Origin of the sequence: Citrobacter sp. LUTT5 (assembly GCF_009905315.1) — a bacterium.
In the GTDB taxonomy this organism is placed as follows: Bacteria; Pseudomonadota; Gammaproteobacteria; order Enterobacterales; family Enterobacteriaceae; genus Citrobacter; species Citrobacter freundii.
This window is the reverse complement of the sequence record NZ_CP047606.1, coordinates 2,836,896-2,859,424: the sequence shown is the minus strand read 5'-3', so window position 1 is coordinate 2,859,424 and position 22,529 is coordinate 2,836,896. Positions and strand designations below refer to the sequence as shown.

Annotated in this window: 22 protein-coding genes; 13 read left to right on the top strand and 9 right to left on the bottom strand. The window is 52.3% G+C overall.

Annotation, left to right across the window (positions count from 1 at the left end; genetic code table 11):
* Positions 1-17 precede the first annotated feature (17 nt).
* From GUC46_RS13825 to xthA, 7 genes are all read right to left on the bottom strand, one after another.
* Positions 18-1,325, bottom strand: coding sequence for a sulfurtransferase (locus GUC46_RS13825; RefSeq protein ID WP_130714730.1), 1,308 nt, complete (start codon positions 1,323-1,325; stop codon positions 18-20).
* Between the two features lie 88 nt (positions 1,326-1,413).
* Positions 1,414-2,046, bottom strand: coding sequence for an ATP-binding cassette domain-containing protein (locus GUC46_RS13820; RefSeq protein WP_130714729.1), 633 nt, complete (start codon positions 2,044-2,046; stop codon positions 1,414-1,416).
* Complete coding sequence (locus tag GUC46_RS13815; RefSeq protein ID WP_130714728.1) at positions 2,046-3,581, bottom strand: thiamine ABC transporter permease; 1,536 nt, start codon at positions 3,579-3,581, stop codon at positions 2,046-2,048. Before GUC46_RS13815 ends, GUC46_RS13820 begins: the two co-directional genes overlap by 1 nt.
* Positions 3,554-4,723 (bottom strand): ABC transporter substrate-binding protein, encoded by a 1,170-nt coding sequence (locus GUC46_RS13810; RefSeq protein WP_130714727.1) that lies wholly within the window; start codon positions 4,721-4,723, stop codon positions 3,554-3,556. Before GUC46_RS13810 ends, GUC46_RS13815 begins: the two co-directional genes overlap by 28 nt.
* A gap of 31 nt (positions 4,724-4,754) precedes the next feature.
* Positions 4,755-5,453, bottom strand: coding sequence for a TVP38/TMEM64 family protein (locus GUC46_RS13805; RefSeq protein WP_046670564.1), 699 nt, complete (start codon positions 5,451-5,453; stop codon positions 4,755-4,757).
* Positions 5,450-6,124 (bottom strand): TVP38/TMEM64 family protein, encoded by a 675-nt coding sequence (locus GUC46_RS13800; RefSeq protein ID WP_371729205.1) that lies wholly within the window; start codon positions 6,122-6,124, stop codon positions 5,450-5,452. Before GUC46_RS13800 ends, GUC46_RS13805 begins: the two co-directional genes overlap by 4 nt.
* A gap of 205 nt (positions 6,125-6,329) precedes the next feature.
* Complete coding sequence (gene xthA, locus GUC46_RS13795; RefSeq protein WP_057101653.1) at positions 6,330-7,136, bottom strand: exodeoxyribonuclease III; 807 nt, start codon at positions 7,134-7,136, stop codon at positions 6,330-6,332.
* A gap of 444 nt (positions 7,137-7,580) precedes the next feature.
* On the opposite strand from xthA, the gene GUC46_RS13790 reads away from it, so the two are divergent.
* The 7 genes from GUC46_RS13790 (at position 7,581) to ves (ending at position 15,369) form a co-directional block, all read left to right on the top strand.
* Positions 7,581-8,801 carry an aspartate aminotransferase family protein gene (locus tag GUC46_RS13790; RefSeq protein ID WP_003030639.1) on the top strand — a complete coding sequence of 407 codons (1,221 nt, stop codon included), beginning with the start codon at positions 7,581-7,583 and terminating at the stop codon, positions 8,799-8,801.
* A complete protein-coding gene (gene astA, locus GUC46_RS13785; protein ID WP_003030637.1) occupies positions 8,798-9,832 on the top strand; it encodes an arginine N-succinyltransferase in 1,035 nt (344 codons plus the stop codon). The genes GUC46_RS13790 and astA overlap by 4 nt, the downstream gene beginning before the upstream one ends.
* Entirely contained in the window at positions 9,829-11,307 is a 1,479-nt protein-coding gene (gene astD, locus GUC46_RS13780; protein WP_160180375.1) for a succinylglutamate-semialdehyde dehydrogenase, read from the top strand. Before astA ends, astD begins: the two co-directional genes overlap by 4 nt.
* On the top strand, positions 11,304-12,647 hold the full coding sequence (astB, locus tag GUC46_RS13775) for an N-succinylarginine dihydrolase (RefSeq protein WP_003843447.1): 1,344 nt from the start codon (positions 11,304-11,306) through the stop codon (positions 12,645-12,647). Before astD ends, astB begins: the two co-directional genes overlap by 4 nt.
* The gene (gene astE / locus GUC46_RS13770; protein ID WP_003843448.1) at positions 12,640-13,605 is read left to right on the top strand and encodes a succinylglutamate desuccinylase; all 966 of its coding nucleotides are present in this window, start codon (positions 12,640-12,642) and stop codon (positions 13,603-13,605) included. The genes astB and astE overlap by 8 nt, the downstream gene beginning before the upstream one ends.
* Positions 13,606-13,954: 349 nt before the next feature.
* Positions 13,955-14,440 carry an ATP-independent periplasmic protein-refolding chaperone Spy gene (spy, locus tag GUC46_RS13765; RefSeq protein ID WP_003030629.1) on the top strand — a complete coding sequence of 162 codons (486 nt, stop codon included), beginning with the start codon at positions 13,955-13,957 and terminating at the stop codon, positions 14,438-14,440.
* A 353-nt stretch (positions 14,441-14,793) separates the two neighbouring features.
* The gene (ves, locus tag GUC46_RS13760; RefSeq protein ID WP_003030626.1) at positions 14,794-15,369 is read left to right on the top strand and encodes an environmental stress-induced protein Ves; all 576 of its coding nucleotides are present in this window, start codon (positions 14,794-14,796) and stop codon (positions 15,367-15,369) included.
* On the opposite strand, the gene cho is transcribed toward ves, so the two are convergent.
* Together cho and nadE are read right to left on the bottom strand one after the other, a co-directional pair.
* Entirely contained in the window at positions 15,329-16,216 is an 888-nt protein-coding gene (gene cho / locus GUC46_RS13755) for an excinuclease Cho (RefSeq protein WP_061550011.1), read from the bottom strand. The genes ves and cho overlap by 41 nt on opposite strands.
* A 131-nt stretch (positions 16,217-16,347) precedes the next feature.
* Positions 16,348-17,178 (bottom strand): ammonia-dependent NAD(+) synthetase, encoded by an 831-nt coding sequence (gene nadE / locus GUC46_RS13750; RefSeq protein WP_130714725.1) that lies wholly within the window; start codon positions 17,176-17,178, stop codon positions 16,348-16,350.
* A 200-nt stretch (positions 17,179-17,378) separates the two neighbouring features.
* Here nadE and osmE point away from each other — a divergent pair, with 200 nt between their 5' ends.
* The 6 genes from osmE (at position 17,379) to GUC46_RS13720 (ending at position 22,520) form a co-directional block, all read left to right on the top strand.
* Positions 17,379-17,720 (top strand): osmotically-inducible lipoprotein OsmE, encoded by a 342-nt coding sequence (gene osmE / locus GUC46_RS13745; RefSeq protein ID WP_003030621.1) that lies wholly within the window; start codon positions 17,379-17,381, stop codon positions 17,718-17,720.
* 298 nt (positions 17,721-18,018) lie between these two features.
* Complete coding sequence (gene chbB / locus GUC46_RS13740) at positions 18,019-18,339, top strand: PTS N,N'-diacetylchitobiose transporter subunit IIB (protein ID WP_003840900.1); 321 nt, start codon at positions 18,019-18,021, stop codon at positions 18,337-18,339.
* Positions 18,340-18,426: 87 nt separating this feature from the next.
* Positions 18,427-19,785 (top strand): PTS N,N'-diacetylchitobiose transporter subunit IIC, encoded by a 1,359-nt coding sequence (gene chbC, locus GUC46_RS13735; protein ID WP_003030619.1) that lies wholly within the window; start codon positions 18,427-18,429, stop codon positions 19,783-19,785.
* Positions 19,786-19,839: 54 nt separating this feature from the next.
* On the top strand, positions 19,840-20,187 hold the full coding sequence (gene chbA, locus GUC46_RS13730) for a PTS N,N'-diacetylchitobiose transporter subunit IIA (protein WP_003030618.1): 348 nt from the start codon (positions 19,840-19,842) through the stop codon (positions 20,185-20,187).
* A 10-nt stretch (positions 20,188-20,197) separates the two neighbouring features.
* Positions 20,198-21,040: a transcriptional regulator ChbR gene (gene chbR / locus GUC46_RS13725; protein WP_085951046.1), complete on the top strand. Its 843-nt coding sequence runs from the start codon at positions 20,198-20,200 to the stop codon at positions 21,038-21,040.
* Between the two features lie 124 nt (positions 21,041-21,164).
* Entirely contained in the window at positions 21,165-22,520 is a 1,356-nt protein-coding gene (locus GUC46_RS13720) for a 6-phospho-beta-glucosidase (protein ID WP_130714724.1), read from the top strand.
* Positions 22,521-22,529 lie beyond the last annotated feature (9 nt).

Here is a 22,529-nt window from a genome sequence, read left to right as displayed (position 1 = left end):
CGGCAATAATGACAATCTTACTTACTGGCGTCCGGGCCCCGTTCACCGCTGGCAACCGGATTTTTTGGATTGCTGCTCCACTCATACCAGCCGCCGTCGTAGACGGAGACGTTTTTCCAGCCCATCGCGCGGGCATACATAAACGTTTCTGAAGCGCGCCAGCCGGTACCGCAATAGAAAGAGACCTGTTGATTCGGCAGGATATTCCATTGCTGCCACATGGCGGCGATGTCATCCGCGCTGCGCATGGTGCCATCCGGGTTATGAAAATCTTCCATATGCGTGGAGTCGCTGCCTGCGTGGCCCCAACGTGCACCTGCAATCTCACCTTTTGGCTTAATGTAGCTATAGCCGCTGGTGGTACCGACAAATTCTGGCCATGAACGAATGCTCACCAAAGACGCATCCTGGCGATGCAGCAGACCGCGAGCCTGTTCCATATCGAGCATCAACTGCGGCTGGGCAGGGATTTTCACGCCGAAATCAGGTTCTGGTTTCACCGTTCGCGGAGTGCCGCGTTCGACCGGTAAACCTGAGTCGGACCAGGTTTGCCAACCGCCGTCGAGCAGACGAACATCTTTCACGCCTGCATACAGCATAATTTGCGCCACGCGAGCGGCGGCATAGACATCGCGACCGTATAAAATCACCGTGGTGTCGTGGCGGATACCGTGTTTCGCCAGCATCGCTTTGAGCTGCGCGTCGGAAACTTTATTCCACAGCGGTTCGCTTTCAACTTCGTTGGTATCAATGTAGCCCGCACCAGGGATGTGGCTGAGCAGATACAACTTCGGTGCGCCCCAGGCGGCCTCAATCACTTTCCAGTCACCCGCCGGTTTAGCGGTTACGTTTTTACCCTGCTGCAGGTCGTGCAGCCACTGCGGGTACACCAGCTGTTCGAAGTGCGGCAGACGTTGCAGGCGGGCTGGGTCCGTAAGCGCATCGCTGAGGGTGGAGATATGGTTAAAGCCAACTTTTTGCAGGCGGGCTTTGACAGCCTGTATGTCGTTATCGCTACCATACAGCGCTACTGGCGCATCAGTTTTCAACTGATGTGACTGAACCCAGGCGCTGAGTTGTTCATCATTCATCTTGTCGAGCCAGGCGGCAGACAGGTTCAGTGCGGAAGGTTCGTGTCCTGAAGGACCATTAAGCGACTGCGGCCAGCCGTTGTAAAAAGCGCTCTGACGGGTATCGATCGCCGCGCCTTGCTTTTGCTGTAACTGGTCGAGGGTGAGCGTCTGTGCTGTTTCAACTGCCCAGGAAGAAGCGCAAGCGAGCCCTAAAGCCAGTGCCAGCGCGGTCATTTGAGAAACACGTTTCATCGAATAGCCCGACGTTGAAAAAAAGAGGACGACATTCTGTGCCGCCGGTTAAGTAAAAACCTTGCGTTAACGCAGCATATCGCCACATTCACGCCCAGTTTTCCATCTGAAGTACGCGGCCTGCTGGCGGAACGTCCTGCGCGTCATGGGTCACCTGTACCACCGGGATCCCCAACTTACGCACCTCGGTGAAGACCCATTGGCGAAAGGTGTCGCGTAGCGACGCATCCAGCCGACTAAAGGGTTCATCAAGTAACAGTGCCTGGGGCTGAGCCAGTAGCGCGCGGAGCAGGGCGACACGCGAGCGTTGTCCGCCGGAGAGCGACGCCGGATCGCGCGAATAAAAATCGGTCAGGTCAGCGCGCGCGAGAGCACTTTCCACCGCATGTCGTCTGGCGGAACCCTGCAGGCTGGCAGGTAGGGCCAGCAGTAAATTCTGCCCAACGCTGAAATGGTCAAACAACAACGCATCCTGGAACAGAATGCCAATCTGGCGCTGCGCCGTAGGCAGCGAGTCAACGCGTCGTTCGTTGAGCCACAGCTCGCCTGATGCCTGAAACTGAGGCGACAACGCCCCGACCATCCACGAAAACAACGAAGACTTTCCGCTGCCGGAAGAACCCATAATCGTGACAATGTCACTTTTATCAACCTCAAAGGTAACGTTCTTCAACAGCGCAGTCGCCCCTTGGTACAACGAAACGTTTTGCACAATGAGCATTAGCGGAGTCCTTGTCGAAAGCGGCCAATCCACGCGGCGAGAAAGGCTGCGAGCGCGAAAACGAGCAGTGGTAGAAGAAGCTGCCACAACGCTTGTGTTGCCAGAATCTCGCTGCTACCGCCGCTGCTTAATGCCACCGCTTCGGTGGTCAGCGTGGAATAGCGTCCGGCACCTAGCCACAGCGTCGGCATATACTGGGCGATACTGACCGAGAAGCCAACCGCGAAGGCAATCAATGCCGGACGCACCAGCTGCGGGCATTTCACCAGCCAGAATATCCGCCCCTGCGACCAGCCCAGCGTTTGTGCAATCAAAATTAATCGCGGGTCAATGCGCTGCCAGGCCGGTTTAAGCACAAATAGCATCCAGGGCATTACCCACAGCAGGTGGCCCCAGATAATGGTTGTCATCAGTCCATCCTGTTCGGCATATAACGCCAGCAGATATTGTCCGGTTACCAGTGGTAGCGCAGGCAAAATGAGCGGTAGCCAGACCCAGCGGTGCCCGGTTTGTGGACCCCATTCCAGCCAGACAAAAAGTATCAGTAGCGCTAACACGCTGGAAAGGAGCCCTAGCTGCAGGCTATTGCTGAGCGCCTCGTGGTTTAGTGAGGAATAGCTGGCGATAAGCGCCAGTACAAGCGCGCATACCACACCGCTGACGGGCAAGATCTGTACCAGCGGGCGTGCGATTGTTATAGGTGAAAAATGCAGGCGTTCACCATTTGCTGCCGGGATAGTACGTCGCCAGGCGCGCCACAACAGATAACTCACCAGCGCGATAATGAGGAGTAACAGCACCAGCAACAGGCTGGCGAGTGCGCCTTTCGCCTGCTGTTCGACATCGCCCTGACTGAGCCATTGCCAGCTCAATACGGCCAGTGTTGGCGGATTTCCGGGGCCGAGGACGATTGCCACATCCACAACGGAGAGTGACCAGGCAACAATCGCCAGCATAGCTTTGCCTAATGCCGGGCCGATAGCGGGCAGTACCAGCCAGTTCAGGCATTGCAGTCGGCTGTAACCCAGCGAATCCAGCACGATAACCTGCTGCGAAAGTTGTTTTTCACTCAGTAGAGCCGAGAGGATCCATAACAAAAAAGCGCTCTCTTTCACCGCCAGCGTCACGCCAAGCCCAATGCCGTAACGGTCTGGCTGTGGGCTGAGGAACGGAAGCCATTGCCAGATTTTACCGCCTTCGGCAAAAACCAACAGCACGCTGGTGGCGAAGGCAACATGCGGGATAGCCAGCAGCCACGGAAGACGGGTGCTTAGTCGCGCCCAGCCTGCACCGGGCCATAAAGCGAGGATCGCCAGCAGCGCGATGATCAGTGCACCGCCGGCAGCCAGTACTGTGGAAACAAGTGTCGCCAGTAACGCCTGCGGAAGTTGAGGGTCGGCAAAGAGAGCCAGCCAATGGGGTAGGCTAAGGGCTGGCGCTATCAGAGAGAAAGCCGCTGGCACCAACGGCAGATAAACTGCCGCCATGATGGCCCAGAGTAGCAAAATTAATGCGTACCGTAGCGGCGTAGCCATTCTTGTTCCAGAGCGTTTACCCAGGCAGCATGCGGTTCCGGCAGAACGGCAGGGAGTCCTTGTGGGATCCGCGCCAGCAGCGCATCACGCTGTTCGACAGGTAATTTTTGTGGATCAAGCACCGAAGGATCTCCCCAGACAGTTGAGTCGGCTTTACGCAGTTGTGCTTCGGGCGAAAGCAGGAAGTTTGCCACGACTTTTGCTGCGGCACTGGCGCGGGCATTCGCCGGAATGGCAACAAAGTGCACGTTGCCGAGCATGCCCTGTGAGAAACCAAAACTGTAGCTGCTTTTAGGCAATTCGCCGCTGGCTACTTTTTGCTGCGCGTGGGCTGGGTTAAAGGTCAATGACAAACGCAGGGTGCCGCTATTGAGCAGTACATCCATTCGTGCTGGCGTGGGCGGAAAATCTTTGCCTTCACGCCAAAGTACAGGGTGCAAGGTATCAAGATAATGCCACAATGGCGCGGTAACGTCGGCGAATGTCGCTGCATCTGGCGCAACTTTCAATGCTTGTGGTTTGGTGGTGAGCGAAATTAACAACTGCTCCAGAAACGCCGTGCCGGTAAAGTCTGGCGGGCGCGGATAGGTCACCGTGCCAGGGTGCGCCTGCGCAAATTCAAGCAGTGCCTGCGGAGATTGCGGCGGCTGTGCGGCGAGATCGCGCCGGGCAATAAAGGTGAGTTGGGCACCGCCCCACGGTGATTCAGCCCCCTCCGTTGGAACGGAGAAATCTTCGGTCACCGGTTTCTGGGTATCAACATAGCGCCAGTTAGGCAGCGTTTGCGCCCACTGAGTTTGCAGAAGCCCGGCTTCTTTCAGGGTGCGGAAGTTTTCGCCGTTAACCCACAATAAATCGACAGAACCCCCGGTTTTTCGCCCGGATGCTGCTTCTGTCTGGATACGTTTTACCGCGTCGGCGGCATCTGCGAGACGTACGATTTTCAGGTTAATTGCATAGTGCGTTTTCATCTCGCCGCTAACCCAATCGAGATACTGGTTAACTGCATTGTCGCCACCCCAGGCGTTGAACCACACCGTCTGACCGCGGGCATCATTTTTGATTTGTTGCCAGCCGTCGTCCTGGGCAAACGTCGCCAGCGGACAGAGCATTAAACTCAGGCACAATAAGCAGTAACGCATAGTATCTCCATGGCTAAAAATGGGGGAAGTCTCAGGTTTTTTTTCGCTGATGTTCAAGATAAAGGCTTCTCGCCACTGAAATTATTATGCTCAGAGCGAACAGGATGAACAGGCCGGTTACAAACCAAAATGTACCGCCGGTTAACAGGCTACCCGCCCATGAATAGACGATAGTGGCGGGTAACTGACCGATGCCGGTGGCGATGAAAAAATGGCGAAACCGAATCGAGGTCAGGCCTGCTGCGTAGCTTACCGGATCGAACGGTACAAAAGGTAACAGGCGACAGACCAGAATGGTGTGCTTGCCATAGCGCTCGAAAAAAGCGTCCATGTTGTTCAACACCGTTTTTCCGGTCAGTTTCTCCACCGCGCCACGGCCTAAAACGCGGGCAATAAAAAAGCACAGCGCCGCGCCTGCCATTGCGCTGCACCAGGACAATATGCCGCCCCAAAATGCACCAAACAGCGAGGCGTTGGCAAAGGTGATCACAAAAGCGGGAAGCGGGGCGACGATGGCCTGCAAGATCATCAGGAAGAATGAAACGACCGCCGCCTGAGTTCCGTAAGAACGAATAAAATTCTCAATTGCATGCTGATCGAGCGTGGCAAATGCCGCCAGGCTGGCGTGGAGAAAATCGCTCACGCCAGGTATCCACGCCCACGCTATCAGCGCGAGCAGCAGCAGGATTATCACTCCTGCGCGGTAGTAATGGATGCGTCGTTTTATCATTTATCTGCGCACTCGTGAGGAGCTGATGGATCGACATGCTTATAACGGGCCCAGGCTTTGGTTGCCTGTACGAGGGCGAATAACGCCAGCCCCGCCACGCTGAGCTTACCGATAAATGCCCAGCTAATTCCTTCGCTGGCCAGTTCGTGCGACATCAGCGTATAAATAAAAATGCCTGGTAAAGTGGTTGCCGCAGATATCACGGTAAATGACCAGAACGGAATGGCCGTCAGCCCATAGGCGTAATTTTGAATATTATAAGGGAACAGCGGCACGAGCCGGGTGAGGATCAGAAAGTCAACTCCGCTATGGGCAATACCTTTTTCGATAGTCTGAAACATTGTCGTATGCCCAACGTATTTCAGGAGCAGATCCCGTCCAAGCCAGCGAGCCAGCAAAAACGACAGCGCCGAGGCCACGGTTGCTGCCACTAACGAGATAAGCGTCCCTGCCACGGGGCCAAACAGCACACCGCCGACGATCACCAGGATGCTGCCGGGGATCAGACACAGCGCAGCAACAATAAACAGCAGGATATAAAGCGTATAGCCGAACATACCGCTTTGGCGGATGACGTCTTGCAAATGATGGAAATTGGTTATCAGGTCGGTCAGACCATAATGATGGAAAACTCCCGCCAGAACGCAGAAAAGGACCGCGACAATCAGCAGCCGGTATTCTGCTTTATGCGAACTTCTTTTTCATGGGGGTTCTCCTGTAAAACCGAGTGCAATGGAGCATTTTCATCAGCGAAAAGTGCGCGCGAAGATATAGTAAAATTCCGACTACAACAATGAATTACCGTTGCTTTATTGATTTTGCACCAAATAAACACACTCTCCAGGCCTGGCCCGGAGAGTGCAAAAACGCAAAAGATTAGACGCGGAATTTAGCCCATACCGGCGCATGGTCGGATGGTTTTTCCATACTGCGAATTTCATAGTCGATGCCGGTTTCTTCGCAGCGTTCCGCCAATGGGTTGCTCGCCAGCAACAGATCGATACGCAGGCCACGGTTATCGTCAAAGCCTTTTGAGCGGTAATCAAACCACGAGAACTGGTCATTCTTTTCAGGATTTGCGTGACGGTAGGTATCCACCAGACCCCAGCCCAGCAGGCGTTCCATCCACTCACGCTCCTCCGGCAGGAAGGAACATTTTCCGGTACGCAGCCAGCGTTTACGGTTCTCTTCGCCAATGCCGATATCGAGATCGGTTGGGCTAATATTCATATCGCCCATGATCAATACCGGATTGTCGCGCTTCAACTCTGCCTCAAGATAGTTTTGCAGGTTCTGGTAAAACGCGGCTTTGGCCGGGAATTTAGTTTCATGGTCGCGGCTTTCGCCCTGCGGGAAATAGCCGTTGATCACAGTGATGCTGCCCAGAGGGGACGGAATTTCTGCCATGATGATACGACGCTGCGCTTCTTCGTCATCGCCCGGGAAGCCACGACGTACCGCAATTGGCGTTTCTTTCGTTAACAATGCGACGCCGTAATGGCCTTTCTGGCCGTGATAAAAGACGTTGTAACCGAGCTTTGCTACCTCTTCGAGAGGGAACATATCGTCGTGGACTTTTGTCTCCTGTAAGCCAATAACATCCGGTTGATGTTTTTCGACAATGGCTGCCAGTTGATGGGGACGGGCACGCAGGCCGTTGATATTAAAAGAGACAAATTTCATAGTCACTGCCACTTTGCAAGATGAATAGTGCAAGGATGGTAGCAGAATTTCTGCAGACTGACTGCTTCTTGTCACCTGATTCCAACAATGATTGCTAATGGTGTTAACGATGGAGCAAAAACTGCACTGTTTTGGCGCGAAGCGCGCCGGAATGGAGCAATAATTTCCGAAAAATTTTGTATACGATCACAATTCCAGAATTATATTTGGCGACTGAATAAAACTGCGTTTTTTCCTCTGTTTAGTCACCTGATGCGCAAACATATTCACTTTATATGCACGTATAGTGAATATCGTCACGTTGTAACCTGTTGATATTCCGTCATCGACCTCCGTTTATGCACTTTTTTCGCTGGCTGGCACGAACCCTGCAATCTACATTTACACCGCAAACACTATATTTATTAACATATAAATAACCTTTTATTTACCGTTGAGGTCGCTATGTCTCTGTCAATTACGCGTGAAAATTTTGATGAATGGATGATGCCTGTATACGCTCCGGCCCCTTTTATTCCGGTGCGGGGTGAAGGTTCACGTCTGTGGGATCAGCAGGGTAAAGAGTATATCGATTTCGCGGGAGGCATTGCGGTTAACGCGCTGGGTCACGCCCATCCGGCATTGCGCGAGGCATTAAACGACCAGGCGAGCAAATTCTGGCATACCGGAAATGGCTACACCAACGAGCCGGTATTGCGTCTGGCGAAAAAGCTGATTGACGCCACCTTCGCCGAGCGCATTTTCTTCTGTAACTCCGGCGCAGAAGCCAACGAAGCGGCACTAAAACTGGCGCGTAAATATGCCCACGATCGTTTTGGCAGCCAGAAGAGCGGGATTGTGGCGTTTAAAAATGCCTTCCATGGCCGCACGCTGTTTACCGTCAGCGCCGGCGGTCAGCCCGCCTATTCACAGGATTTCGCGCCGTTGCCGCCGGATATCCGCCATGCCGTGTATAACGATCTCGATTCTGCCAGCCAACTGATTGATGACACGACCTGTGCGGTCATCGTCGAGCCTGTTCAGGGCGAAGGCGGTGTGGTGCCGGCAACAAACACGTTTTTGCAGGGGTTGCGTGAATTATGCGATCGCCATAATGCGCTGCTGATTTTTGATGAGGTTCAGACCGGGGTTGGCCGTACTGGCGAGCTGTATGCCTATATGCATTACGGCGTTACGCCGGACCTGCTGACGACAGCTAAAGCGCTGGGCGGTGGTTTCCCCATCGGCGCACTGCTGGCGACAGAGCATTGCGCCAGTGTGATGACGGTGGGTACGCACGGTACAACGTACGGCGGCAACCCGCTGGCGACGGCGGTGGCGGGTAAACTGCTGGAAATTGTTAACACGCCGGAAGTGCTCAACGGAGTAAAACAGCGCCACGACTGGTTTGTGGAGCGTATTAACGCCATTAACGAACGTTTTGGACTGTTTAGTGAAATTCGTGGACTCGGGCTGCTGATCGGCTGCGTGCTGAACGCGGAATTTGCCGGGAAAGCGAAACTCATCTCGCAAGAAGCGGCTGTTGCCGGGGTGATGGTACTGATTGCTGGCGCTAACGTGGTGCGTTTTGCGCCAGCGCTCAATGTCAGCGAAGAAGAAGTTGCCACCGGACTGGATCGCTTTGCGCTGGCCTGCGAACGCATTAAAGCAGGAGGTTCATCATGATGGTGATTCGTCCCATTGAACGTGCTGATATCACCGCGTTGATGCAGCTTGCCGGTAAGACCGGCGGCGGATTGACCTCGCTACCGGCGAATGAAGCGACGCTAATGGCGCGTATCGAACGTTCGCTACAAACCTGGCGCGGTGAGTTGCCCAAAAGTGAGCAGGGATATGTGTTTGTGCTGGAAGACAGCGCCAGCGGAACTGTGGCCGGGATTTGCGCCATTGAGGTGGCGGTAGGACTTAACGATCCCTGGTACAACTATCGGGTCGGCACACTGGTCCACGCCTCGAAAGAGCTGAATGTGTATAACGCGCTGCCGACGCTGTTTCTGAGTAACGATCACACGGGTAGCAGCGAGCTTTGTACGCTGTTTCTCGATCCGGACTGGCGAAAAGAAGGCAACGGCTATTTGTTGTCAAAATCACGCTTTATGTTTATGGCCGCGTTTCGTGACAAGTTTAATGAGAAGGTCGTGGCTGAGATGCGCGGCGTGATTGATGAACACGGTTACTCGCCGTTTTGGCAAAGCCTCGGCAAACGCTTTTTTTCAATGGAATTCAGCCGGGCGGATTTTCTCTGCGGAACAGGGCAAAAAGCGTTTATTGCTGAATTAATGCCCAAGCATCCTATTTACACCGATTTCCTGTCTGATGAAGCACAAAGCGTGATTGGTCAGGTTCATCCGCAAACGGCGCCCGCGCGGGCGGTGCTGGAGAAAGAGGGCTTTCGCTATCGCAACTATGTCGATATTTTCGACGGCGGGCCGACGCTGGAATGCGATATTGACCGGGTGCGGGCGATTCGTAAAAGCAGGCTGGTGGAAGTGGCGGAAGGTCAGCCAGCAACCGGCGATTATCCGGCCTGTCTGGTTGCCAATGAAAACTATCAAAACTTCCGCGTCATGCTGGTTCGCGCAGACCCGGATACCCAACGTCTGGTACTGACGGCGGCACAACTGGATGCCCTGAAATGCCACGCGGGCGACCATGTACGTTTTGTGCGTCTTTGTGCAGAGGAGAAAACAGCATGACACTATGGATAAACGGTGACTGGGTGACGGGACTGGGCGAGCGCCGGGTGAAAACCAACCCAGTAGGTGGTGATGTGCTGTGGCACGGCATTGATGCCGATGCCACGCAGGTGACGCAAGCGTGCCAGGCTGCGCGTGCAGCTTTTGCCGGTTGGGCTAAACAGCCCTTCAGTGAACGCCAGGCGATTGTTGAAAAGTTTGCTTCATTGCTGGAAAGCAATAAGTCCGAGCTAACCCAGATTATCGCCAAGGAAACCGGCAAACCACGCTGGGAAGCCGCGACTGAACTGACGGCGATGATCAATAAAATCGCCATCTCCGTCAAATCTTACCATGCCCGTACCGGAGAGCAGCACAGCGAACTACCGGATGGCGCGGCAACGTTGCGCCACCGCCCACACGGCGTGCTGGCGGTTTTTGGTCCGTATAACTTCCCTGGTCATTTACCCAATGGCCATATTATTCCGGCATTACTGGCAGGCAATACGTTGATTTTCAAACCCAGCGAGTTGACGCCGTGGACCGGTGAAGCAGTAACAAAGCTGTGGGAACAGGCGGGATTGCCGCCGGGCGTGCTGAACCTGGTGCAGGGCGGACGTGAAACAGGGCAGGCTCTGAGTGCGCTGGAAGACCTCGATGGTCTGCTGTTTACCGGCAGTGCTAATACCGGTTATCAGTTGCATCGGCAGTTATCCGGTCAACCGGAAAAAATCCTCGCCCTCGAGATGGGGGGTAATAACCCGCTGATTATTGAGAATCCGGAGGATACTGATGCCGCGGTACATCTGACCATTCAGTCCGCATTTGTCACCGCCGGACAGCGCTGTACCTGTGCCCGCCGCCTGTTAGTTAAAAAAGGCGCGCAGGGTGATGCGTTCCTGACGCGTCTGGTGGAGGTTAGTCAGCGTTTAATGCCCGGCAACTGGGATGCGGAACCGCAGCCGTTTATGGGCGGACTGATTTCCGAACAGGCCGCGCAGCATGTCTATGATGCCTGGCAGCGTCTGGCGTCGTTGGGGGGACGTACGCTGTTGGCGCCACGTCTGGTGAAAGCGGGAACGTCACTGCTGACCCCTGGAATCATTGAACTGACCGGGGCGGCGAACGTACCTGATGAAGAGGTTTTTGGGCCGCTGCTTGGCGTATGGCGTTATGACAGTTTTGATGAGGCGATTCGTGTGGCGAATAACACCCGCTTTGGACTGTCGTGTGGGTTAGTTTCGCCCGATCGCGGCCAGTTTGAACAGCTACTGCTGGAGGCACGAGCAGGGATCGTCAACTGGAATAAGCCGTTAACCGGCGCAGCGAGTACCGCACCGTTTGGCGGCGTTGGCGCTTCCGGGAACCATCGCGCCAGCGCGTGGTATGCCGCAGATTATTGCGCCTGGCCGATGGCAAGTCTGGAATCACCGGCCTTAACGCTGCCAACGGCGCTTAGCCCCGGGCTGGATTTTTCTCGCGAGGATAATCTATGAAAGCCCGTGAGGTAAATTTTGATGGCCTGGTGGGATTGACTCACCACTATGCTGGATTGTCATTTGGTAATGAGGCCTCAACCAAACATCGATTTCAGGTGTCGAACCCGCGTCTGGCGGCGAAGCAAGGTCTGCTAAAGATGAAAGCGTTGGCGGATGCGGGTTTTCCTCAGGCGGTGATCCCCCCCCACGAGCGGCCTTTTATTCCGGTTCTGCGTCAGTTGGGTTTTAGCGGCAGTGATGAACAGGTGCTGGAGAAAGTGGCGCGTCAGGCACCTCACTGGCTCTCCAGTGCCAGCTCCGCATCGCCTATGTGGGTAGCGAATGCGGCAACGGTTTGCCCTTCAGCAGATTCGCTGGACGGGAAAGTGCATCTGACGGTGGCGAATCTGAATAATAAGTTCCACCGTTCGCTGGAAGCGCCTACTACCGAAGCGTTGCTACGGGCGATTTTCCGTGATGAGAATAGTTTTGCTGTCCACGGTGCGTTACCCCAGGTTGCGCTTTTCGGTGATGAAGGGGCGGCAAACCATAACCGCCTCGGTGGAGATTACGGCGATCCCGGTGTACAGCTATTTGTTTACGGTCGTGAAGAAGGCAATGCATCCCAGCCGAAGCGCTATCCGGCAAGGCAATCCCGTGAGGCCAGTGAGGCGGTCGCACGACTGAATCAGGTTAACCCGCATCAGTGTATTTTTGCTCAGCAAAATCCGGATGTCATCGATCTTGGTGTGTTTCATAACGATGTGATTGCGGTGTCGAATCGCCAGGTGTTGTTTTGTCATCAGCAGGCGTTTGTCAGACAGCAGGCGTTATTAGAGCAGTTGCGTAGTCAGGTGGCAGGTTTTACCCCGCTGGAAGTCCCGACTGCGGAGGTTTCGGTGCAGGATGCGGTGACTACCTATCTGTTTAACAGTCAGTTGCTGAGTCGTGACGACGGTTCGATGATGCTGGTCCTGCCGCAGGAGTGCCGGGAGCATACTGGCGTGTGGCGGTATCTGAACCGTCTTCTCGAGGAAGACAATCCGATCGATGACCTGCGGGTATTCGATCTGCGTGAAAGTATGTCCAACGGCGGCGGTCCGGCATGCTTGCGCCTGAGAGTGGTGCTCACCTTGCAGGAACAGCAGGCGGTGAATCCGGCGGTTATCATGAACGATATGCTGTTTAACACGTTGAATAACTGGGTTGACCGTTACTATCGCGATCGTCTTACCGCTGCCGACCTTGCCGACCCACAGCTGTTGCGCGAGGGGCGTGAAGCGCTGGATACGCTGACGCAATTGCTTAACCTCGGCTCTGTGTATCCTTTCCAGTTGGAGGGGATGCGCCATGGATAACTTTCTGGCTATCACGCTCGCAGGTGCCACTCCGGAGGAAACGCAAGGAACCATTCATGGTTTTGACTGGCAGTGGATCGGTCACGGAATTCTGGAACTGACGCCGCTTGCACCCGTTGAACATTCTCTGGTGCTGTCTGCGGGGATCCATGGCAATGAAACCGCGCCGGTAGAGATACTCGACTCATTGTTGTCCCGGTTATTTAGCGGCGAGCTGGCACTAACATGGCGGCTACTGGTGATTCTGGGAAACCCGCAGGCGCTTGCTGCGGGAAAACGGTATTGTCATAGCGACCTGAATCGTATGTTTGGCGGCCGGTGGCAGATTTTTACCGCGAGTGAAGAAACGCGCCGAGCCCATGAGCTTGAGCTGTGTCTGGAAGATTTTTATTCGCGGGCGAAAGAGCCAGCACGCTGGCATCTGGATCTGCACACCGCGATTCGCGGTTCACTGCATCTGCGCTTTGGCGTGTTGCCACAACGCAACGTTGCCTGGGATGAGGGTTTTCTTGAATGGCTGGGAGATGCGGGACTGGAGGCGCTGGTCTTTCATCAGACGCCTGGCGGCACGTTCACCCATTTTAGCGGGGAACATTTTGGCGCACTGGCCTGTACGCTGGAACTGGGTAAAGCGCTGCCGTTTGGACAAAACGATCTGTCCCAGTTTGCGCAAACGGCAGACGCACTGGCGCAGTTGCTGCGAGGCGAGCGAGTATCGACGGGAGAAACATCTCCGCTGCGCTACCGCGTAGTGTCGCAAATCACGCGACGTAGCGACGATTTCATTCTTCATATGGATAACCAGACGCTCAACTTTACCCCTTTTAAAGAGGGAACCTTGCTGGCGCAGGACGGTGATGAACGTTTTATTGTCACCCATGATGTTGAATACGTTCTCTTTCCGAATCCCAACGTGGCCTGTGGTTTACGTGCCGGGCTGATGCTCCAAAAAATGTGATAAATATATATGCCTTGCAGGTTTATCCTTCAGGGCTTATTTTTGCGTGCTATTTTTATTTATTACGGATTATTCCTGGTGAATTGCTTTCTTAATAATCAGGTTTCAGTTATAGTTCTTCATAATCCTTTCAAAATCATCCTGTTGTAATTTTTTATTGCAACTCTGCGCAATTTATTCTTTTTTTCTTCATAATTGATGAAAATTTGTTTTTTATACTTTCACTGTTTTACCGTTGCTCTGATTAATTGACGCTTAAGCCGGTAAAGTTAATCTCGTCAACACGACATCACATTGCATAAGAGTCGCATGAGTGTCGTAAAAATAACTGAAAGAAAGGATAGAAATTATGCGTAAACTGACTGCTCTGTTTGTTGCCTCTACTCTGGCCCTGGGTGCTGCCAACCTGGCTCACGCCGCTGACACGACAACAGCTGCGCCAGCTGATGCCAAACCGATGATGCACCACAACGGTAAATTCGCCCCGCATCACGACATGATGTTCAAAGACCTGAACCTGACCGATGCTCAGAAACAGCAGATTCGCGAGATCATGAAAGGTCAACGCGACCAGATGAAACGTCCGCCGCTGGAAGAGCGTCGCGCGATGCACGACATTATTGCCAGCGACAGTTTCGATAAAGCGAAAGCCGAAGCGCAGATTGCGAAGATGGAAGAACAGCGCAAAGCCAACATGTTGGCGCATATGGAAACTCAGAACAAGATTTACAACATTCTGACCCCGGAACAGAAAAAGCAGTTTAATGCCAATTTTGAGAAGCGTCTGACAGAACGTGCAGCGCAGAAAGGTAAAATGCCACAAGCTGCCGAGTAATCGATCAGCGTCTACACTAAATCATTCATGCTGTGTTGCACTGATTGCCGCACAGCGTGAAACCAAACTCAAGACCGCCGCTCTTGTCCACAACACGTTTAACGATGTGGGCAGGATCGGCGGTTTTTTCTTTCCTGCCTATTGCACCGGACACACGACACGCTATTCTCCTGAAGCCCGTGAAAATTCTACCTGGATCAGCGCGTTATTCTTTTTTGCAAAACACCGGGTTCATCGCTAAGGCAAATCAACTCTGCTGCCGATAACAATAATCTGCAGGGTGAACATACCAATGATGATTTATGGCTGCCTGTTTACGGCGGGTTGCCGTGCTGCGTCTTTCTGGAGGGATGATGGAATACTTTGATATCCGCAAAATGCCGGTCAATCTGTGGCGAAATGGTGCGGGAGAAACCCGTGAGATTTGCTGTTTTCCGCCAGCAACACGAGATTTTCACTGGCGGGCGAGTATCGCCTCCATTGCAGCCAACGGAGAGTTTTCTCTCTTTCCCGGCGTAGAACGCGTGATTACTCTACTGGAAGGTGGAGAAGTGACCCTGGAAGAGTCAAACACCTTCACACATACTCTGAAACAGCATCAGCCTTTTACCTTTGCCGGTGACAAGGTGGTAAAAGCGAAGCTGACAGAAGGGCAGATGTCGATGGATTTCAATATCATGACCCGACGGGATGTCTGCCAGGCGAAAGTCAGAGTTGCCGACCGCACGTTTACGACTTTTGGTTCGCGCGGCGGCGTGGTATTTGTTATCAGCGGTGCCTGGCAACTGGGCGATAAGCTACTGACTGCCGATCAGGGTGCAAGCTGGCACGACGGTAAACACACCTTACGACTGCTGGAGCGCGAGGGAAAACTGCTGTTCAGCGAGATTAACTGGATGCCGGGCCATTCTCCGGACGCAGTTCAATAATGTCATATTGACCAGACAGAACAGGCCGGCAGAGAATTTTGTAGCCATCATGGTCAAAGCCGGCCGGCATACGCGCCAGGGTAGCCGCTTCATCCAGCGTTGAAACGGCTCCCAGCCACAGCCAGTTGTTGATGATATGGTACTGTGTCATTTCAGCGCGGGTTTCCTGCAGCGCAATGGCATTGCTCCATGGCCAGCAAATCACTCTCACTCTTTCCAGCGCCTCTAACAGACGCAAATGATGGGCTTCATGACTCTCTTTCCCGCAGCACGCTCCGGCGCATCGCTTAAGCGCGGAGCGAAAACAGGCGCGCCCGCGACTCAGGGGTTCCAGCCCCAACAGGCCGTAGCACAGTTGCTGTTCATCCGCGAGGCTTTGCAACGCTTGTAGCGCTGCGCGACGATTGGCAAACAGGCCAAACAGATTGGGGGCATGGGAGAAATCAATATCTCGTGCGTAGACAACCTGAACAGTTCGGTCGGTAAGCTGCAAGGCGCAAAGCTGACGATTGCGCCGCAGTCGTTTATTAAACAACGGCTGCTGTTCTTTGATCAATCGCGCTTCCAGCAGCAGGGCACCAATTTCTCCCGCGGTACAAATCCAGCTAATGCGTTTGGCCTGACGCAGCATTGCTGCTTCGTTTGCGGTACGCAGGTGTGCCATCACGCGGCTGCGAATATTGACGCTTTTACCAATATAGAGCGGCATAGTGTCGCTTTCACTGTGAAACAGATAGACGCCTGGCACGGCGGGAAGCGCACTCAAAAATGGACGCAGGTGCTCAGGATATTCATAGATTGCCGCTGCCTCAAATGCCAGGCGCGGGGCTGATTGACGCCGTACCACTTCTCACTCCGAATGCTGGTTATCCATCCAGTGTAACAGTTTGGAACCGATTAAAAAAGCGGCATCAGATCAGGAAAAGGGACCGGACAGCGGTGATCCCAGTGCTATCCGGCAATATGTGACTAAAAGAATTACGCTTTTTTCCAGAAGTCATCAAACACCGTAATCGGTGTGCGACGTTTGTGCTCGGTCTTCAGATACCAGCCTTCAATTTTTTTCGCGACGTCGGCAGCCAGCGTTTTTCCTTCCAGATAATCGTCGATGTTGTCATAGGTGACGCCTAATGCGGCTTCATCCGGCAGAGAAGGACGATCGTCTTCGAGGTCGGCGGTTGGTGCTTTCTTATATAAATGTTCCGGGCAACCCAGCGCGGCAAGCAACTGCTTACCCTGACGCTTGTTCAAACGGAAAATAGGGTTAATGTCAGTACCGCCATCGCCGTATTTGGTGAAAAATCCGGTGATAGCTTCTGCTGCATGATCGGTTCCCACGACAACGCCGCTGGTCATACCGGCGATACTGTACTGAGCCTTCATACGTTCACGGGCTTTTTCATTGCCACGGACAAAATCGCTCAGTTCAATACCCGCTTCACGCAGGGCCTGTTCACTGGCCAGTACCGCACCCTTAATATTGACGGTGAGTACGCGGTCCGGTTGGATAAAGGCGATGGCATCCTGACAGTCCTGTTCATCAGCCTGAACGCCATATGGCAGACGTACGGCAATAAACTGCAGCGCGTCATTCCCCGTTTCTTCGCGAAGCTCGGAAATAGCCATCTGGCATAGTTTTCCCGCGAGCGTTGAGTCCTGCCCGCCGCTAATCCCTAATACCAGTGATTTCAGAAAGGGGTAGTTCTGCAGATAAGATTTAAGGAAATCCACGCTGCGGCGAATTTCTTCTTCTGCATTGATGTGCGGTTTTGCGCCAAGCGCCTGGATTATCTCTTGCTGCAGAGTCATTTAACCCCCTATGGAAAATAAAATGATCAAAAAAATGATGTGTTAAAATTATCGCGTTGAGGCCCAAACGACAAGGGATGCGAGCATCATTTTGTTTTAATAGAATTTTCCGAAACTGCCTAAGTATCATCTGATTGCTTGAAAAATGCGTTGTTGTGCTCCAGGCTTATATAACACGCTGAAATACAAGAGGACGGAATATGAACAAGAACCTAACAGGAATTCTGAGTGCAGCGGCTGTTTTGACTATGCTGGCAGGGTGTACGGCTTACGATCGTACCAAAGACCAATTTGTTCAGCCCGTGGTGAAAGATGTGAAGAAAGGGATGAGCCGGGCGCAGGTGGCGCAGATTGCCGGTAAACCTTCTTCTGAAGTCAGCATGATTCATGCGCGAGGGACATGCCAGACCTACATCCTGGGTCAACGAGATGGTAAAGCTGAAACCTATTTTGTTGCTTTAGATGACACCGGACATGTGATTAACTCCGGTTACCAGACCTGCGCAGAGTACGACACCGACCCGCAGGCGGCGAAGAAGTAACAACTGCTTATTGCCTGAGCATTCAGACGAACCGGCCATCGTGCCGGTTTTTTTGTGCCGAACGATCTTATTTATTGCCGCGAATTATTTGCCCGAAATGTGAGGGGGGTCATAACGACAGGTCAAGGAGAGACAATTTAGTTGGTCAAGGAAATACCATCCACTGGTGCAATCCCGTATACTCATTTCAGCCACCTAAAAAAGTAATTTAGCTGACGCAAGTTACCCAGAGCATGGATGCAGGTTATGGCTTGCGGAGTGTCTGGTTGACAGATAATCGCATATGAGGATCGTTTTAATGGAAAAGAAACACATTTATCTGTTTTGTTCTGCGGGCATGTCGACTTCATTGTTGGTTTCGAAGATGCGTGCTCAGGCCGAAAAATACGAAGTGCCGGTTATTATTGAAGCGTTTCCTGAAACGCTGGCCGGAGAAAAAGGTCCAACGGCCGATGTCGTGTTATTAGGTCCACAAATTGCTTATATGTTGCCCGAAATTCAGCGTTTGTTACCCAACAAGCCTGTGGAAGTGATTGACTCGCTGCTGTATGGCAAAGTCGATGGTTTAGGCGTGCTTAAGGCTGCTGTTGCAGCAATTAAAAAAGCCGCAGCAAATTAATTATTTTATTTTAATTTTTCCCGTCAAAGAGTTATTTCATTAACATTCACCGCAATTTTTAATTGCGGTATTTAAGGGTATTTTTCTATGAGTAACGCTATTGCTTCACTTGAAAAGGTACTCCTTCCTTTTGCTGTAAAAATTGGAAAGCAGCCACACGTTAATGCAATCAAGAACGGTTTTATTCGTTTAATGCCGTTAACCCTCGCAGGGGCCATGTTTGTATTAATCAATAACGTTTTCCTAAGCTTTGGGGAGGGGTCGTTTTTTTATTCAATGGGCATTCGACTTGATGCTTCAACTATTGAAACGCTGAATAGCTTGAAAGGCATTGGTGGAAACGTCTATAACGGTACGCTGGGTATCATGTCATTGATGGCACCGTTCTTTATCGGCATGGCGCTGGCAGAAGAACGTAAAGTCGACTCACTGGCTGCCGGGCTGTTATCTGTCGCCGCGTTTATGACCGTAACGCCTTATAGCGTGGGTGAAGCCTATGCCGTTGGTGCGAACTGGCTCGGCGGTGCCAATATTATTTCCGGTATCATTATCGGCCTCGCGGTCGCGGAAATGTTCACTTTTGTGGTTCGTCGCAATTGGGTCATTAAATTACCTGATAGCGTACCGACATCTGTATCGCGCTCTTTCTCTGCGCTGATTCCTGGCTTCCTTATCCTCTCCATTATGGGGATCATCGCCTGGGCATTGAACACCTGGGGTACGAACTTCCACCAGATCATTATGGATTCCATTTCAACTCCGCTGGCGTCGTTGGGCAGCGTGGTGGGCTGGGCCTACGTGATTTTTGTTCCGCTGCTGTGGTTCTTTGGTATTCACGGTTCACTGGCGCTGACTGCGCTGGACAGCGGTATTATGACGCCATGGGCGCTGGAAAACATCTCTATCTACCAACAGTTTGGTTCCGTAGATGCCGCGCTGGAAGCCGGTAAGACGTTCCACGTCTGGGCGAAACCGATGCTCGACTCCTATATTTTCCTTGGAGGTAGCGGGGCAACGCTGGGTCTGATTATCGCTATCTTCCTGGCATCGCGTCGTCCTGACTATCGTCAGGTTGCTAAACTGGCACTGCCATCAGGTCTGTTCCAGATTAACGAACCTATCCTGTTCGGTCTGCCGATCATCATGAACCCGGTGATGTTTATCCCGTTCATCCTGGTTCAGCCGATTCTGGCGGCGATTACGCTGGCAGCTTATTACTCAGGCATTATTCCACCGATTACCAACATTGCACCGTGGACCATGCCAACCGGTTTGGGCGCGTTCTTTAACACCAACGGTAGTGTCGCTGCTCTGCTGGTCGCGCTGTTCAACCTCGGTATCGCAACGCTGGTTTACCTGCCATTCGTGGTGGTAGCCAACAAAGCGCAGAATGTTATTGACCAAGAAGAAAGCGAAGAAGATATCGCTAACGCATTGAAATTCTAAATTTAATCCGGCATGGCTTCACGGTCATGCCGGACTGAACCAGAGGAAAAAAGTATGTTGGATATCGAGAATATCGTCGACACGCAGTCCGAAGCAGAAGAACTTGAAGAAGTGGTGATGGGCCTCATCATCAACTCCGGTCAGGCGCGTAGCCTGGCGTACGGCGCACTTAAAATGGCCAAGCAAGGCGATTTCGAGTCGGCCAAGGCGATGATGGACCAGTCTCGTCTGGCGCTGAACGAAGCGCACCTCGTGCAAACGAAACTGATTGAAGGCGATCAGGGTGAAGGTAAAATGAAAGTTAGCCTGGTGCTGGTCCACGCGCAGGACCACCTGATGACATCAATGCTGGCGCGTGAGCTGGTGACTGAACTGATTGAACTTCACGAAAAGCTGAAATAGCGAGGAGTGCATAATGCAGCTACAGATTAACGCACCGGAAATCAAAACTGTTTATGAACAGCAACTGTTTAATGGCAAAAATTTCCATGTGTTCATCTATAACAAAACTGAGAGTATCAGCGGGCTGCATCAGCATGACTACTATGAATTTACCCTGGTTTTAACCGGGCGCTATTATCAGGAAATCAACGGTAAACGCGTACTGCTCGAACGTGGAGACTTTGTCTTTATCCCGTTGGGATCGCACCACCAAAGTTTTTATGATTTTGGTGCGACAAGGATCCTTAACGTCGGCATCAGTAAACGTTTTTTTGAACAGCACTATCACCCGCTACTGCCATTTTGTTTCGTTGCATCGCAGGTCTATCGGGCGAATAACTCGTTTCTTACCTATATTGAAACGGTTATTGCATCACTTAACTTTCGCGAGAGCGGACTAGATGAATTTGTAGAAGTGGTCACCTTCTATATTATTAATCGGTTACGTCATCATCGCGAAGAGCAGGTGTTGGATGATATTCCGCAGTGGCTTAAAACCACCGTTGAGACCATGCATGACAAACGGCAGTTTAGCGAGAATGCGCTGGAAAATATGGTACACCTGTCCGCGAAATCCCAGGAGTACCTGACCCGCGCAACCCAGCGTTATTACAGCAAAACGCCGATGCAGATTATTAATGAAATCCGCATTAACTTTGCTAAAAAACAGCTGGAAATGACGAACTATTCTGTAACGGATATTGCTTACGAGTCTGGCTACAGTAGTCCAAGCCTGTTTATTAAAACGTTTAAAAAGCTGACGTCGTTTACACCGAATAGCTACCGTAAGAAATTAACTGAATTTAATCAGTAGATATTATTTGCCAATAACCCATTTTTTATAGCTTGCCCAAAATAGCGTCGGGACAGCCACGCTATACCTGACATACGGGTTGAGCATAATACACGTCAGTGTTTTGACACTGAAGGGAGAAAGTATGAGCCAGAAATTAAAAGTCGTCACGATTGGTGGCGGGAGCAGCTACACCCCTGAATTACTTGAAGGCTTTATTAAGCGCTATCATGAATTACCGGTTTCTGAGTTGTGGCTGGTTGATGTCGACGGTGGAAAAGAGAAACTGGACATTATTTTTGACCTATGCCAGCGCATGATCGATAAAGCCGGCGTGCCGATGAAGTTGTTTAAAACGCTGGATCGCCGTGAAGCACTGAAAGATGCTGATTTCGTTACCACCCAGCTGCGTGTAGGGCAGCTGCAAGCCCGTGAAAAAGATGAACGCATTCCGCTGAGCCACGGGTATCTGGGGCAGGAAACCAACGGCGCTGGCGGGTTGTTCAAAGGCCTGCGTACCATTCCGGTTATCTTTGATATTGTTAAAGATGTGGAAGAACTGTGCCCGAATGCGTGGGTGATCAACTTCACTAACCCAGCCGGGATGGTGACTGAGGCGGTTTATCGCCATACGAATTTCAAGAAATTCATCGGCGTATGTAATATTCCGATCGGCATGAAAATGTTCATCAGCGACGTGCTGGCGCTGAAAGAGAGCGATGACTTATCTATCGACCTGTTTGGTCTGAACCATATGGTCTTCATTAAGGATGTTCTGGTCAACGGTGTGTCACGCTTTGATGAACTGCTTGACGGCGTTGCTTCGGGTCAGTTGAAAGCCTCTGGCGTGAAGAACATCTTCGACCTGCCGTTCAGCGAAGGATTGATTCGTTCGCTGAAGCTGCTGCCGTGCTCGTATCTGCTGTACTACTTCAAGCCAAAAGAGATGCTGGCGATCGAAATGGGCGAGTACTATAAGGGTGGCGCACGTGCTCAGGTAGTACAAAAAGTTGAAAAACAACTGTTTGAGCTCTACAAAAATCCTGAGCTAAACGTTAAACCGAAAGAGCTGGAGCAGCGCGGCGGGGCCTATTACTCCGATGCGGCCTGTGAAGTGATCAATGCCATCTACAATGACAAACAGACCGAGCACTATGTCAACATTCCTCACCATGGGCATGTTGATAATATTCCTGCCGACTGGGCGGTTGAGATGACCTGTACGCTGGGGCGCAACGGTGCTACGCCGCATCCGCGAATTACCCATTTTGATGAGAAAGTGCTCGGCCTTATCTATACCATTAAAGGTTTTGAAGTGGCGGCGAGCAACGCAGCGTTGAGCGGTGAGCTGAATGATGTGCTGCTGGCGCTGAACCTGAGTCCGCTGGTGCATTCTGACAGCGATGCCGAGATTCTGGCGCATGAGCTAATTCTGGCACATGAAAAATGGCTGCCAAACTTCGCCGGGTGCATTGAGAAACTCAAAAGCGAACAACACTAACTGAGGTCG